Source organism: Paracoccus sp. IB05, assembly GCF_016405985.1.
GTDB lineage: Bacteria > Pseudomonadota > Alphaproteobacteria > Rhodobacterales > Rhodobacteraceae > Pseudogemmobacter.
Map to the genome: position 1 here is coordinate 53,744 of NZ_JAEFCF010000011.1, position 13,227 is coordinate 66,970.

The 13,227-nt window shown below is 64.8% G+C and carries 15 protein-coding genes; 13 read left to right on the forward strand and 2 right to left on the reverse strand.

Features of this window, described 5'->3' with window-relative positions; translation table 11 throughout:
• Positions 1-118 precede the first annotated feature (118 nt).
• The 8 genes from JC607_RS09560 (at position 119) to JC607_RS26000 (ending at position 7,475) form a co-directional block, all read left to right on the forward strand.
• Positions 119-1,078 carry an L-threonylcarbamoyladenylate synthase gene (locus JC607_RS09560; protein WP_198836695.1) on the forward strand — a complete coding sequence of 320 codons (960 nt, stop codon included), beginning with the start codon at positions 119-121 and terminating at the stop codon, positions 1,076-1,078.
• A gap of 122 nt (positions 1,079-1,200) precedes the next feature.
• The gene (locus tag JC607_RS09565; RefSeq protein WP_198836696.1) at positions 1,201-3,000 is read left to right on the forward strand and encodes a DNA polymerase III subunit gamma/tau; all 1,800 of its coding nucleotides are present in this window, start codon (positions 1,201-1,203) and stop codon (positions 2,998-3,000) included.
• Between the two features lie 55 nt (positions 3,001-3,055).
• Complete coding sequence (locus JC607_RS09570; protein WP_092895762.1) at positions 3,056-3,409, forward strand: YbaB/EbfC family nucleoid-associated protein; 354 nt, start codon at positions 3,056-3,058, stop codon at positions 3,407-3,409.
• A gap of 13 nt (positions 3,410-3,422) precedes the next feature.
• A complete protein-coding gene (recR, locus tag JC607_RS09575) occupies positions 3,423-4,028 on the forward strand; it encodes a recombination mediator RecR (RefSeq protein WP_198836697.1) in 606 nt (201 codons plus the stop codon).
• 246 nt (positions 4,029-4,274) lie between these two features.
• A complete protein-coding gene (accD, locus tag JC607_RS09580) occupies positions 4,275-5,207 on the forward strand; it encodes an acetyl-CoA carboxylase, carboxyltransferase subunit beta (protein ID WP_198836698.1) in 933 nt (310 codons plus the stop codon).
• 19 nt (positions 5,208-5,226) lie between these two features.
• Entirely contained in the window at positions 5,227-5,532 is a 306-nt protein-coding gene (locus tag JC607_RS09585) for a monooxygenase (protein WP_198836699.1), read from the forward strand.
• A gap of 1 nt (position 5,533) precedes the next feature.
• A complete protein-coding gene (locus JC607_RS09590) occupies positions 5,534-6,817 on the forward strand; it encodes a folylpolyglutamate synthase/dihydrofolate synthase family protein (protein WP_198836700.1) in 1,284 nt (427 codons plus the stop codon).
• Between the two features lie 238 nt (positions 6,818-7,055).
• Positions 7,056-7,475, forward strand: a complete 420-nt coding sequence (locus tag JC607_RS26000; RefSeq protein ID WP_370584778.1) for an N-acetyltransferase family protein — start codon at positions 7,056-7,058, stop codon at positions 7,473-7,475.
• Positions 7,476-7,607: 132 nt separating this feature from the next.
• On the opposite strand, the gene JC607_RS09600 is transcribed toward JC607_RS26000, so the two are convergent.
• Positions 7,608-8,168, reverse strand: a complete 561-nt coding sequence (locus JC607_RS09600; protein ID WP_370584779.1) for a TetR/AcrR family transcriptional regulator — start codon at positions 8,166-8,168, stop codon at positions 7,608-7,610.
• A 248-nt stretch (positions 8,169-8,416) separates the two neighbouring features.
• Here JC607_RS09600 and mbfA point away from each other — a divergent pair, with 248 nt between their 5' ends.
• The 5 genes from mbfA (at position 8,417) to JC607_RS09625 (ending at position 12,568) form a co-directional block, all read left to right on the forward strand.
• Positions 8,417-9,394, forward strand: a complete 978-nt coding sequence (gene mbfA, locus JC607_RS09605) for an iron exporter MbfA (RefSeq protein ID WP_198836703.1) — start codon at positions 8,417-8,419, stop codon at positions 9,392-9,394.
• A 102-nt stretch (positions 9,395-9,496) separates the two neighbouring features.
• Positions 9,497-10,327, forward strand: coding sequence for an S-formylglutathione hydrolase (fghA, locus tag JC607_RS09610; RefSeq protein ID WP_198836704.1), 831 nt, complete (start codon positions 9,497-9,499; stop codon positions 10,325-10,327).
• A 165-nt stretch (positions 10,328-10,492) separates the two neighbouring features.
• Positions 10,493-10,972 (forward strand): YaiI/YqxD family protein, encoded by a 480-nt coding sequence (locus JC607_RS09615; RefSeq protein ID WP_198836705.1) that lies wholly within the window; start codon positions 10,493-10,495, stop codon positions 10,970-10,972.
• 13 nt (positions 10,973-10,985) lie between these two features.
• A complete protein-coding gene (locus JC607_RS09620; protein WP_198836706.1) occupies positions 10,986-11,948 on the forward strand; it encodes a DMT family transporter in 963 nt (320 codons plus the stop codon).
• Entirely contained in the window at positions 11,945-12,568 is a 624-nt protein-coding gene (locus JC607_RS09625) for an HAD-IA family hydrolase (protein ID WP_198836707.1), read from the forward strand. Before JC607_RS09620 ends, JC607_RS09625 begins: the two co-directional genes overlap by 4 nt.
• Positions 12,569-12,696: 128 nt before the next feature.
• Here JC607_RS09625 and JC607_RS09630 read toward each other — a convergent pair whose 3' ends face one another.
• A complete protein-coding gene (locus JC607_RS09630; RefSeq protein WP_198836708.1) occupies positions 12,697-13,140 on the reverse strand; it encodes an NUDIX hydrolase in 444 nt (147 codons plus the stop codon).
• Positions 13,141-13,227 lie beyond the last annotated feature (87 nt).

Sequence of the window (13,227 nt, forward strand, 5' to 3'; positions counted from 1 at the left end):
GGGAACGGTCTTGTCTGATCTGTCGAGGTCCAATATGCGCAAAAGCATAACAAATGCCCCTCACCCGCAAGATGGACGCTGCGTCACAATGACAGGACGTCACATGCCAGGATCAGGAATGCGCCAGACCGAACTCCTTGCCGCGACCGATCACGGCATTGCCCGCGCGGCCCGGCTCCTGCGCGGGGGCGAACTGGTCGCCTTCCCCTCCGAGACGGTCTACGGGCTCGGGGGGGATGCGCGTCTCGACAGCACAGTCGCGCGGATTTTCGAGGCCAAGGGACGGCCCTCTTTCAACCCGCTGATCGCGCATCTGCCGGATCTGGCGGCGGCAGAGCACTATGTGACCTTCACGCCAGAGGCGCTTTTGCTGGCGGAACATTTCTGGCCGGGCCCCCTGACACTGGTGCTGCCGCTCAGGCCCGGCGCGGGGATCTCGCCGCTGGCGACGGCGGGGCTGGAAACGCTTGCGGTGCGGGTGCCGGCGCATCCGGTGGCGCGCGCCCTGCTGCGCGCGTTCGGCGGCCCGCTGGCAGGGCCCTCGGCCAATCCCTCGGGCCGGGTCTCGCCGACCAGGGCATCACATGTGATGGCCGGGCTGGAAGGCCGGATCGCGGCAGTGCTGGATGGCGGCGCCTGCGAGGTCGGGGTGGAATCGACGATCCTGGGCTTTGGCGACGGGGTCCGGCTCTTGCGGCCCGGCGGCCTGCCCGTCGAAGCCCTGGAAACCGTGCTGGGGCAGCGGATCGCACCGCATATGACGCCGAAAGCACCTGACCGCCCCACGGCGCCCGGCCAGCTCGGGTCGCATTACGCGCCGGGCGCGCTGGTGCGACTGGAGGCAAGAGCCGCCGAGACCGGCGAGATTCTCATAGGCTTCGGCGAGGTAAAAGGCGATCTGACCCTGTCTGAACATGGTGACCTCGTGGAGGCTGCGGCGCGGCTCTTTCATATCCTGCGCGAAGCCGATGTGCTTGCAGGGACAGAAGGCCGCATCGCCTTTGCGCCGATCCCGGAAACCGGACTTGGCCAGGCCATCAATGATCGCCTGCGCCGGGCCGCCGCGCCCCGCCCGTAACGGGCGCCGGTTTCTTCAACAAGAAACCGGTCCGGAATTCGTCACGAATTCCGGCGCCAGCGGCAGCCGGTTGCCGAAAGCAATGCCGGTGCTTAGATTGAGCCAGAGCCACAGGAGGCCAGATGTCCGACCAATCGCCGCGGGCCTATAAGGTTCTCGCCCGCAAATACCGCCCCGAGACCTTCGCCGATCTTGTCGGCCAGGAGGCGATGGTCCGCACCCTGAAAAACGCCTTCGCCGCCGGCCGCATTGCCCAGGCTTTCGTGATGACCGGCATCCGCGGCACCGGCAAGACCACCACCGCCCGTATCATCGCTAAGGGGCTGAACTGCATCGGCCCTGACGGAACCGGCGGCCCCACGACCGAGCCCTGCGGCAAATGCGAGCATTGCGTCTCGATCTCGGAAGGCCGCCATGTCGATGTGATGGAGATGGACGCCGCCTCGAATACCGGCGTCGGCGATATCCGCGAGATCATCGATTCGGTGCATTACCGGGCGGCCTCGGCCCGCTACAAGATCTACATCATCGACGAAGTGCATATGCTCTCGGTCAACGCCTTCAACGCGCTCCTGAAGACGCTGGAAGAGCCGCCCGCCCATGTGAAATTCATCTTCGCCACCACCGAGATCCGCAAGGTTCCGGTCACCGTCCTGTCGCGCTGCCAGCGTTTCGATCTGCGTCGGATCGAACCCGAGGTGATGATGGCCCTCCTGCGCCGTATCGCAGGCGCGGAGGGTGCTGATATTTCCGAGGATGCCCTGGCGCTGATCACACGCGCAGCCGAGGGCTCTGCCCGCGATGCGACCTCGATCCTCGACCAGGCGATCAGCCATGGTCAGGGCGAGACGACCGCGCCCGCCGTCCGCGCCATGCTGGGCCTCGCCGATCGCGGCCGCACGCTGGATCTCTTTGACATGGTGATGAAGGGCCAGGCCTCTGATGCGCTGGCAGAACTCGCGCAGCAATATGCCGAAGGCGCCGATCCGATGGCGGTCCTGCGCGATCTCGCCGAGATCACCCACTGGATTTCGGTGATCAAGGTCACACCCCAGACCGCCGAAGACCCGACCGTGCCGCCGGATGAACGCAGCCGCGGCCTCGAGATGGCCGAAAAACTGCCGATGCGGGCGCTGACCCGGATGTGGCAGATGCTCCTGAAAGCGCTGGAAGAGGTCGGCCAGGCCCCCAATGCGATGATGGCCGCCGAAATGGCAATCATCCGGCTCACCCATGTGGCCGAGCTTCCCGATCCTGCGACTCTGATGCGGCGGCTGAATGACGGGCCGCGCCCCCCGGGCAATGGACCGGGCAGCTCTGGCCCCGGTGGTGGTGGCATGGCAGGCGGCGGCATGGCAGGCGGCGCTCCGGCGGGCGGCGGCGCGGTGCATGGCGCGATGCGGCTCGCCCCCATGGCGCGCGGCCCGGCCCATGGCGCGATGATGGCGGCGGCGCCCACGCTGAATGGCCAGCCCGAGGTGATCTATACCTCGTTTGATCAGATCGTGGCGCTGATCCGCGAGAAACGCGATATGCAGCTGCTGGTCGAGGTCGAGACCGGCCTGCGCCTCGTGCAATATGCGCCCGGGCGGATCGAGTTCGAACCCGCCCCCGGTGCTTCGCGCGATCTGGCGGCCAAACTCTCGCAACGCCTCCAGGGCTGGACCCGCAGCCGCTGGGGCGTCTCGGTGGTCGCCAGCGGCGGCGCCCCCACCATCGCCGAAATCCGTGAGGAAGAACGGCGTGAGGCGGAAACCGGCGCGCTGCAAAACCCACTTGTGAAAGCGGTGCTGACGGCCTTCCCCAAAGCGAAAATCACCGATATCCGGACGGCAAGCTCTGCCGAGGCAGAGGCCGCGCTCGAGGCCCTGCCCGAGGTCGAGGCGGCGGATGGCGATGACTGGGACCCGTTCGAGGAATAACCCTGCCCGCAGCCTGGGGCGCAGCAGTCAGCGGCAAACACAAAGGAAGAAACCGATGTTCAAAGGTCTTGGTGGTCTCGGCGGGATTGGCGATATGGCCAAAATGATGAAAGCCGCCCAGGAAATGCAGACGAAAATGGCCGATCTGCAGGAGAGCCTCGCAAACAGCGTGGTGGTGGGCGAAAGCGGCGCCGGCCTCGTGAAGGCGCGCGCGACCTGCAAGGGCGATGTGACCGGGCTTGATATCGACCCGTCGATCCTGGTGCCTTCGGAAAAGGAAGTGCTGGAGGATCTGATTCTCGCCGCGATCCGCGATGCCCAGTCGCGCGCCGCCACGAAATCGGCAGATGAGATGCGCCGCCTGACTGAACAGCTCGGGCTGCCGGCCGATATGAAACTTCCGTTCTGACGCCGGCGACCCTGTGACGCGCCCCCCTGACGAGACCGGGATCGAAACGCTGATCCAGCTGATGTCGCGGCTGCCGGGCCTCGGTCCGCGCTCGGCCCGGCGCGCGGTGCTGGCCATGCTGAAACGCCGCGCTCAGGTCATGGCGCCGCTGGCGCAATCGCTGGCCGAAGTGGCGCTGAACGCCCGCGACTGCCGGATTTGCGGCAATATCTCGACCGCTGATCTCTGCCCGATCTGCCAGGACCCGTCCCGGGCCACCGGAGAGCTTTGCGTGGTCGAAGATGTCGCCGATCTCTGGGCCCTGGAACGCGCAGGCGTGTTTCGCGGCCGCTACCAGGTGCTCGGAGGCACACTTTCGGCGCTGGACGGGCTTGGCCCCGAAGAGCTGGGCATCCCGCGACTTGTCGCAAGGGTCTCGGACGAGGCGGTCACCGAAGTGATCCTCGCGCTGAGCGCAACCATCGACGCCCAAACCACCGCGCATTACATCGCCGATGCGCTGACGGTCACCACAGCGCAAATCACCACGCTTGCCCAGGGCGTGCCGGTCGGCGGCGAACTCGACCATCTCGATGACGGCACGCTTGGAGCCGCCTTGCGGGCGCGGCGCAAACTCTGAGATCGCAGGGCTATTTGCAGTCTGCGGATGCCTCCGGCGGGGATATTTAAGGACAGAAAATTCAGCAATTCTTCTGCCTCATTTTCTGTCTTTCAATATCCCGGGGGTGAGCGGCAGAGCCGCGAGGGGGCGGGCCCCCTCTTCGCCACCAGCCCCAGGCCTTTGCATTGCATTCAGGGCGCCGGGGCCTTATCTCGGAACCCGAACCTCAGACCCCCGAAACGTCCCCGGTGGAAAGGCCTGCATATGAACTGGATCACCAATTACGTCCGCCCGAAGATCAACTCGCTCTTCTCGCGGCGCGAGGTGCCCGAGAACCTGTGGACCAAATGTCCGGAATGCGGAACCATGCTGTTCCATCGCGAGCTCGAGGCCAATCTCAATGTCTGCTCGAATTGCGATCACCATATGGCGATCAGCCCGCGGGATCGCTTTACCGCGCTGTTCGACGGCGGCATTTTTACGGAAGTTAAGGTTCCCGAACCCATCGCCGATCCGCTGCATTTCCGCGACCAGAAGAAATATCCCGACCGCCTGAAAGCCGCGCAGAAATCGACCGGCGAGAAAGAGGCGATGCTGGTCGCCGAGGGCGAGATCGGCCGCACCCCCATTGTCGCCGCCGCCCAGGATTTCGCCTTTATCGGCGGCTCGCTGTCGATGTATGTCGGCAATGCCTTCATCGCCGGCGCCGAGCGCGCGGTTCAGATGAAGAAGCCCTTCGTGGTCTTTTCCGCCGCCGGCGGCGCCCGGATGCAGGAGGGGATCCTGGCCCTTATGCAGATGCCGCGCACGACCGTGGCGATCCAGATGCTGAAAGAGGCGGGGCTTCCCTATATTGTGGTGCTGACGCATCCGACCACCGGCGGTGTCACGGCCTCTTACGCGATGCTGGGCGATGTGCAGATCGCCGAACCCAATGCGCTGATCTGCTTCGCCGGGCCGCGCGTGATCGAGCAGACCATCCGCGAAAAGCTCCCCGAAGGGTTCCAGCGCGCCGAATATCTGCTGGATCACGGCATGCTTGACCGTGTGACCCATCGCAAATCCCTGCGGGAAGAGCTGATCACCATCCTCAGGATGCTCACCGGCCAGCCCCCGGCGATCCGCGCCGATCTCGCCGCGCCCGAGCCGGCCCCGGTCGGGACCACGGCTCCGGCCTCCGAAACACTCAAAAGCTGAGCCAGGAAAGGCATTCGCAATGTCTGTCACACTTCTTCAGTTCGACTTCCCCTTCACCGGCCCCTGGGGGGCCGGGATGACTGCGGCCATGGAGGACCTGGCACAGGACATCGCCGGAGAGCCGGGGCTTTTGTGGAAGATCTGGACGGAGAACCAGGACAGCGGCCGTGCAGGCGGGGTCTACCTCTTCGCCTCGGCTGACGCGGCAGAGGCTTACCGCGTGAAACATTCGGCCCGGCTCGCAGCCTTCGGCATCACCGGCATTGTCGCGCATGCTTTTGCGGTGAATGACGCGCTGTCCGCCATCACACGCGCGCCGCTCTGAGATGACCATGCCAGACAGCACCGGATCGGATGCGATCCTTGAGCGGATGATGAGCTTTCATCCAAAAATCATCGACCTGACGCTTGATCGCGTGCATCGCCTGCTGGCCGCTCTCGGCCACCCGGAGCGCAACCTGCCACCGGTGATCCATCTCGCGGGCACCAATGGCAAGGGCTCGACCCAGGCGATGATCCGCGCCGGGCTCGAGGCCTCGGGCGCAAAGGTCCATGCCTATACCTCGCCGCATCTGGCCCGGTTCCACGAGCGGATCCGGCTCGCGGGCGAGCTGATTTCGGAACCGGCGCTGATGGCGCTGCTGGATGAATGCATTGCCGCCAATGGCGGTGAGCCGATCACATTTTTCGAAATCACCACCGTCGCGGCAATGCTCGCTTTCTCGCGGGTCCCGGCAGATTTCACGCTGCTTGAGGTCGGGCTTGGCGGGCGGCTTGATGCCACCAATGTCGTAGACCAGCCGCGCCTGACGATCCTCACGCCGGTCTCGGTCGACCATCAGCAATATCTCGGCGAGACGCTGCCCGAGATCGCCGGCGAGAAAGCCGGGATCATCAAGCGCGGTGTGCCTGTCGTGGTCGGGCCCCAGGAAGAGGCGGGCCTCGCGGTGATCGAGGCAAAGGCCGCCCGTCTTGGCGCACCGGTCTTTGCCTTCGGTCAGCACTGGCAGATCGCCGAAGAGCGCGGCCGTATGGTTTACCAGGACGAAAACGGCCTGCTGGATCTGCCCCTGCCCAATCTGCCGGGGCCGCATCAGATCCAGAATGCCGGGGCGGCAATTGCCGCGCTGCGCCATCTCGGCCGGGATGAGGCCGCCTGCGAGGCCGCCGTCACCCGCGCCATCTGGCCCGCCCGGATGCAACGTCTGACACAAGGCCCGCTTGCGGCATCGGCGCCGGGCATTGAGCTCTGGCTTGACGGCGGCCACAATCCGGCGGGCGGCGAAGCGGTGGCGGCAACGCTGGCCCGGATGCCGGCGCGCGACACTTACGCGATTTGCGGCATGCTCAACACCAAGGATGTGACGGGCTATATGCGCCCGCTCGCCCCCGCACTGCGGCGCCTGATCGCGGTCGAGATCCCGGGCGAGCCAAATACCCTGCCGGCCACGGCAACGCGCGATGCGGCTGCAACCGCCGGGATCCCTGCCGCAGTTGCAGGATCCGTCCAGGCCGCGCTTGACGAAATCGCCGCCGGGGCGCCTGAGGCACGGGTGTTGATCTGCGGCTCGCTCTATCTCGCGGGGCAGATCCTCAAGGAGAATGGCTGAGCCAGGCGCCCGGCCATTTCTTTGCAGAATTCAGTGCCTGAGGACCGTTTCGCGTTTCGGCTGCCGCGGATGCACGCCTGCCATCCTCGCATAATTGCCAGGGTGGTCTTCAGGCTCCTTAACCGGAGCGGGGTGCCATTGATCTGATTGACTGACCAAAAGACCGGACACTGCCATAAGCCCAGGAAAGGGTCGGACCCTGATTACCCGAATTGCCGACGCCCGAGACTTGCCGGCTTTGCGGGACCTGTTCCTGCGATCAAGACGCTCGGCCTTCGTCTGGGAGGTGCCTTCCTCGCTGCGTGCAGAGGATTTCGACATCCAGACAGTCGATGAGTTGAAATTTGTCGCAGTGGATGCCGGTCGGATTCTGGGGTTCATCTCGGTCTGGGAACCTGACCGATTCATCCATCACCTGCATGTTGACCCAGAACTTCCACGCCGTGGCATCGGGTCAGCCCTTCTCAGGGCCTTGCCCGGCTGGCCGACCGCCCCCTACCGTCTCAAATGCGTCGCAGTGAACACCCCGGCACTTGCGTTCTATCGGGCAAATCAGTTCACGCAGGCAGGTGATGGCCATGCGGATGGTCAGGATTATCTGCTGCTTGAGTCGGGCGGTGTCCCGCCCCCTTTAGCGGCGCCCGGGCCCCGCCTGTGATCCTGCACAAGCGCAACCCTGCGTCCCTCAGGGAATGGCTGGCCTCGGCTCTTTGCAGCTGACAGATTGCCGCCGAGGCGGGCTGGCCTGCCGTTTATGGCCAGCCCAGAGGACGCACGGAGAGCACGCGCCTCAGCCTTTCGCCCCGTAGCGCGCCATGAACATCTCCACCGTGGCCGCAACCGCGCGCTCAATCTCTTCGGGATGGATATCATCGACGAGGTTCAGCATCGCCCGGTCATGGACTGTCGATTTCGCCAGCTGCACGAACTGATCCACCGCAATATCGAAATCCGCGATCTCCAGCTCGCCGCGTGCCGCCAGCTCGCGCAGGCGGATCTCCAGCCGCCCTCTGACGATCCCCGGCCCGTTCACATAGAACTGCCGCGCAAGTTCGGGAAAGCGCGACACTTCGCCCACCACCAGCCGGAAGAGCTGCCGCCCGAAATCCGACAGCGCAAAGCGGATCACCCGCCGCGAGGACTGGGCCAGAAACTCGCGCGCCGGGGGCGTCTGCGTCATATCCGCCTCGGCAAGGCTGGCCTGGCGCTGGCATTCGGCGCTGAACACCTCGGCAAACATCACGCGTTTGTCGGGGAAGTAGGAATAGAGCGTGGCCTTGGAAACCCCGGCCTCGCGGGCGATCTCATCTACCGATGCGCCTTCAAACCCATCGCGCAGGAAAACACGCAATGCGCCTTCCTGAACCTGATCAAATTTTCGGCCTCTGCGGACCTCGGAGTCGGAAATACATGTCATAACAGCAGCATCATGGCCGCGGGTCGGGCAGTTGGCAACCATGAGGCTTGTCAATTTGCGCCCGGGCCCGAATTTCCGGCTGGCCTTCCGGCAGCGCAGCAGGCTAGCTGACCGCAATGCAGCCTATCGCGCAAAGATGGTGCAGGGGTGCTTCAGTGACGTCGCTGTGAGGGAGGTCCGAGATGTTGACCGCGCGCTTATCCCGCCGCCGGCTCCGGGATCTCTCGGAGACCGAGATCCTCGCACTGGCGATCTCGTCAGAGGAAGATGATGCCCGCATTTACCGCCATTACGCCGACCGTCTCCGGGCGGAATACCCCGCCAGCGCGGCGGTGTTTGACGGGATGGCGCTTGAGGAAGATGGCCATCGCCGCGCGCTGATCGACCTTTTCACCAGCCGGTTCGGCCAGGTGATCCCACTGATCCGGCGCGAACATGTGGCAGGGTTCCATATGCGCAGGCCGGTCTGGCTGAAGGCGCAGATGTCGCTGGACCTGATCCGGGCCGAGGCGGCAAAGATGGAACGCGAGGCCGGCGCCTTTTATGAAAGCGCCGCCGCCCATGCCACCGATGCGGCGACGCGCAAATTGCTGGGCGATCTGGCCCAGGCGGAATCGGCCCATGAACGGGCAGCCGATCAGCTGACAAAGACCCATCTGAGCGACGATGCCAGTGCTGCCGAGAGCCAGACGGAAAAGCGCCAGTTCATCCTGACCTGGGTGCAGCCAGGCCTTGCCGGGCTGATGGATGGCTCGGTCTCGACGCTCGCGCCGATCTTCGCCACGGCTTTCGCGACGCAAAACACCCATACGACCTTTCTGGTGGGGCTGGCCGCCTCGGTCGGCGCCGGGATCTCGATGGGCTTTACCGAGGCCGCGGCGGATGATGGCCGGATCTCGGGGCGCGGCAGCCCGCTCAAGCGCGGCATCGCGACCGGGGTGATGACGGCCCTTGGCGGGCTCGGCCATGCGCTGCCTTATCTGATCCCGAATTTCCACCTCGCCACCACCATCGCGATGATCGTGGTGTTCTTCGAACTCTGGGCCATCGCCTGGATCCAGAACCGCTATATGGAGACGCCATTCCTGCGCGCGGCCTTCCAGGTCGTGCTGGGCGGCGCGCTGGTCTTTGCCGCCGGCGTGCTGATCGGCGGCGGCTAGCCGCGCCCGCGCCCCTTGCTCCGGCGCGGCAATATCTCCATGGTGGCGCCAAAGCCGGAGGGGGCCAGGTTCCGCCTCACCCGGAGACGAAGAGGAGAGACCATGAAGACGATTTCGGAAAACCGTTGCTTTGGTGGGGTGCAGGGCGTCTATAGCCACGCTTCGGAGACCACGCGGACCGATATGACCTTTGGCCTTTTCCTGCCGGAAGGGGCCGAAGACGGGCCGGTGCCGCTGTTGTGGTATCTCTCGGGCCTGACCTGCACGCATGAGAATGCGATGGTGAAAGCCGGCGCGCAACGCTGGGCCGCCGAAGCCGGCATCGCGCTGATCTTCCCTGATACCAGCCCGCGCGGCGAGGCTGTCGCCAATGACGAGGCCTATGATCTGGGCCAGGGCGCCGGCTTCTATGTGAATGCGACCGAAGGCCCCTGGGCCAGGCATTACAAGATGTGGGATTATGTGACCGATGAGCTGCCGGACCTCGTGTTCCGCGCTTTCCCGCTGGAGGAAGGCCTCCAGGCGATCACCGGCCATTCGATGGGCGGCCATGGCGCGCTGACCATCGCAATGAGTTTCCCGGGCCGCTTCTCCTCGGTCTCGGCCTTTTCACCGATCTGCAACCCGATGGCGTCAGACTGGGGCCGCAAACAGTTCACCGCCTATCTCGGCGCGGATGAGAGCACATGGGCGCCGCATGACGCCTCGGCGCTGATGCGCAAACGTGGCTTTGACGGACCGGTGCTGATCGATCAGGGCACCTCTGATCAGTTCATTGACCTGCTGAAACCCGAAGCCCTTGCCGCCGCGATGACCGAACGCCGCCAGGGCGGCACCTTCCGGATGCAGAAAGGCTATGACCACAGCTATTTCTTCGTGTCCTCCTTCATCGAAGATCACATTTCTTTCCATGTCGATGCGCTGAGAGGCTGAAGACCAGGAGGGGGCCCTGCCCCCTCGGCCCTTTCAGGGCCTCTCCCCCGGGATATTTAGAGACAGAAAATGCAAGGCGAGCGCTGAATATTTTCTGTCTCTAAATATCCCCGCCGGAGGCTTCCGCAATCCGTCACAGGAGCCGCCGCTCTTCAGGAAAGCCCGATGACCCTTTATATCGACGCCGATGCCTGCCCGGTGAAAGCCGAGGCCGAACAGGTCGCGACCCGGCTGCGCCAGCCGATGGTGCTGGTCTCGAATGGCGGCATCCGGCCCTCGGCCAATCCACTGGTCTCGTCAGTCTATGTCGGTCAGGGGCTGGATGAGGCCGATCGCTGGATCGCGGATCACGCGGGGCGCGGTGATGTGGTGGTGACCTCGGACATCCCATTGGCCGCGCGCGTGATAGAAGGCGGCGCTTTTGTGGTCAAACCCAATGGGGAAGAGCTGCATGAGCGCAATATCGGCTCGGTTCTGGCCACCCGGGATCTGATGGCCGACCTGCGCTCGGCCGATCCGTTCCGGCAGGGCGGCGGGCGTCCTTTCTCGAAAGCCGACCGCTCGCGGTTTCTGGAATCGCTGGATCGCGTGATGCGCCGCGCCGATGTCGCGGGCAGGACAGACGCGGGCGGAAAAGCAGGCTGAACCTGCTGCCATCATGTCTGAGCCCATACAACATGCCGGCCCGTCCGGCCCCTCGCCGGTTCTGACCGGCATCCTGCTTGCGGCAGGAGGCACCGCGCTTTACTCGGTCAATGATATGGCGATCAAGCAGCTTGCCAGCGGCTATGCGCTGCATCAGATCATCCTGATCCGCTCGCTTGTCGGGATGACGGTCCTCCTGTTCCTGATCGCGCGCTCCGGGCGCGGCTTTGCTCAGCTGCGCACCAGAAGGCTGCCTGGCCATCTGACCCGCGTTTTCGTCATCCTGATCTCGAACTCGGCCTATTACACCGGTCTGGCCGTGATGCCGATGGCCGATGCCGCGGCGGTGTCCTATACCAGCCCGCTGATGGTCACAGCACTTTCCGTCCTTGCGCTGCATGAACGTGTCGGACCAAGGCGCTGGTTCGCGGTATTCCTCGGCCTGGTTGGCACGATCCTGATCCTGCGACCCGGCGCCGGGGTCATCCAGATCGCCGCCGTCCTCGTGCTCCTGTCTTCGCTGCTCTATGCCATCGGCAATCTGATGACCCGATCAATGCGCGAAACCGAGACGGCGATGACATTTTCTTTCTATGTCATCTCGGGTTTCATCATCCTGTCATCGCTCATGGGTCTGATCTGCGGTGACGGCCGGTTCGACACCGGAGATGAACTCTGGAGCTTTCTGTTGCGCCCCTGGATCTGGCCGCCGCTTGCCGATATCCCCTGGCTTTTGCTGACCGGCTGCTGCGTGGTGAGCGGCGGGCTGATGATCGCCCAGGCCTATCGCACCACCGAAGCCGCCATCCTCGCCCCTTTCGACTATACCGGAATGCCGATGGCGATTTTCTGGGGCGTCACCATTTTCGGCACCTGGCCCGACCTCACCTCCTGGGGCGGCATCGCGCTGATCTGCGGCTCGGGCATCTATATCGTCTGGCGCGAGGCGATCATCGGCAAAAGGAAAAAGACGTGAAACCCGAAGCCGTCATCTTCGACATCGGCAATGTGCTGCTCCGCTGGGATCCCGAGGGTTTCTACGACCGCGAGATCGGCGAGACCCGCCGCCGCGCCCTCTTTGCTGAAACCGGCCTGATGGAAGTGAATGACGAGATCGACGCCGGCGCGCCTTTCCGCGCCTCGATCGAGGAACTCGCCGCACGCCATCCGGCCTGGGCGGCCGAGATCATGATGTGGCATGACCGCTGGCACGACCTCGCCTCGCCGCCGATCACCGGAGCGATCCGCTTGCGCGACACTTTGCGCGCCAAAGGCATCCCGGTTTTCGCCCTGACGAATTTCGGCGATGGCTCCTGGGACCATGCCCTGCTGCGCTACGGCTTCCTCGCCGATTTCGACCGGCTCTATATCTCGGGCCGCCTGAAACTGGTGAAACCCGACCCCGCGCTCTACGCCCATGTCGAGGCGGATTGCGGCATTGCCCCCGACCGGCTGCTCTTTGCCGATGACCGCGCCGATAATATCGCCGCCGCCGCCAGGCGCGGCTGGCGCACCCATCAGGTCGAAAGCTGGGAAGGCCTCGCGCGCCGCCTCGTCGCCGAAGACCTCCTGACCGAGGCCGAAGCAGGGCTCTGAGCGCCTCTCTTCCTCTTGACTGAAATACTCCGGGGGGGTGCGGGGGGCTGGCCCCCCGCTTCCGTCACCGGCCAGATCTGTCACCGGCCAGATCTGTCACCGGCCAGATCTGTCACAGGCCAGATCTGTCACAGGCCAGCCAGGACCCGTGCCAGCATGGCGCGATCGCCTTCACTGCCCAAAAGCTCCAGCGCCTCGCCCGGGCTCAGCCAGACTGCCGTGTGTCCCGGCTCGCGCGGTGGCCCGTGCCGCAGGACCGGCCGTGCCAGCCAGACCGTGCAGACCTTCTCGGCCCAGAAGTCATAATCCGGCATGAAGGTGAACCGTCGATAGGTCCCGATCCGGCGCGGCGCGTCGATCTTCCAGCCGGTCTCCTCAAAGACCTCGCGATGCAGCGCCGCGAGCGGGTTCTCGCCCGGATCTATCCCGCCGCCCGGCAGCTGAAACTCCGGCACCGGACTTTGCTGGAAGGTGGTCAGGATCCGGCCCGCGCGCCACAGAACCGCATAGGCCCCTGGTCGCCGGCGATACTGCTGCCCGGGTTTCACCGCCTCGCCATACCGCCTGATCATCGCATCCCCATACAGCGCCCCATAAACTGCCCCCCTTGGTCACCCGCCCTGGCGCGCCTATATAGGCCGTCGAACCCAGTCCCGGCC

What these genes read in the sequence shown, in the direction of transcription:
- JC607_RS09560 (WP_198836695.1), top strand. Translation starts at nt 119, where the DNA reads ATGCGCCAGACCGAACTCCTTGCCGCGACCGATCACGGCATTGCCCGC.
- JC607_RS09565 (WP_198836696.1), top strand. Translation starts at nt 1,201, where the DNA reads ATGTCCGACCAATCGCCGCGGGCCTATAAGGTTCTCGCCCGCAAATAC.
- JC607_RS09570 (WP_092895762.1), top strand. Translation starts at nt 3,056, where the DNA reads ATGTTCAAAGGTCTTGGTGGTCTCGGCGGGATTGGCGATATGGCCAAA.
- accD (WP_198836698.1), top strand. Translation starts at nt 4,275, where the DNA reads ATGAACTGGATCACCAATTACGTCCGCCCGAAGATCAACTCGCTCTTC.
- JC607_RS09585 (WP_198836699.1), top strand. Translation starts at nt 5,227, where the DNA reads ATGTCTGTCACACTTCTTCAGTTCGACTTCCCCTTCACCGGCCCCTGG.
- JC607_RS09590 (WP_198836700.1), top strand. Translation starts at nt 5,534, where the DNA reads ATGACCATGCCAGACAGCACCGGATCGGATGCGATCCTTGAGCGGATG.
- mbfA (WP_198836703.1), top strand. Translation starts at nt 8,417, where the DNA reads ATGTTGACCGCGCGCTTATCCCGCCGCCGGCTCCGGGATCTCTCGGAG.
- fghA (WP_198836704.1), top strand. Translation starts at nt 9,497, where the DNA reads ATGAAGACGATTTCGGAAAACCGTTGCTTTGGTGGGGTGCAGGGCGTC.
- JC607_RS09615 (WP_198836705.1), top strand. Translation starts at nt 10,493, where the DNA reads ATGACCCTTTATATCGACGCCGATGCCTGCCCGGTGAAAGCCGAGGCC.
- JC607_RS09620 (WP_198836706.1), top strand. Translation starts at nt 10,986, where the DNA reads ATGTCTGAGCCCATACAACATGCCGGCCCGTCCGGCCCCTCGCCGGTT.
- JC607_RS09630 (WP_198836708.1), bottom strand. Translation starts at nt 13,140, where the DNA reads ATGATCAGGCGGTATGGCGAGGCGGTGAAACCCGGGCAGCAGTATCGC.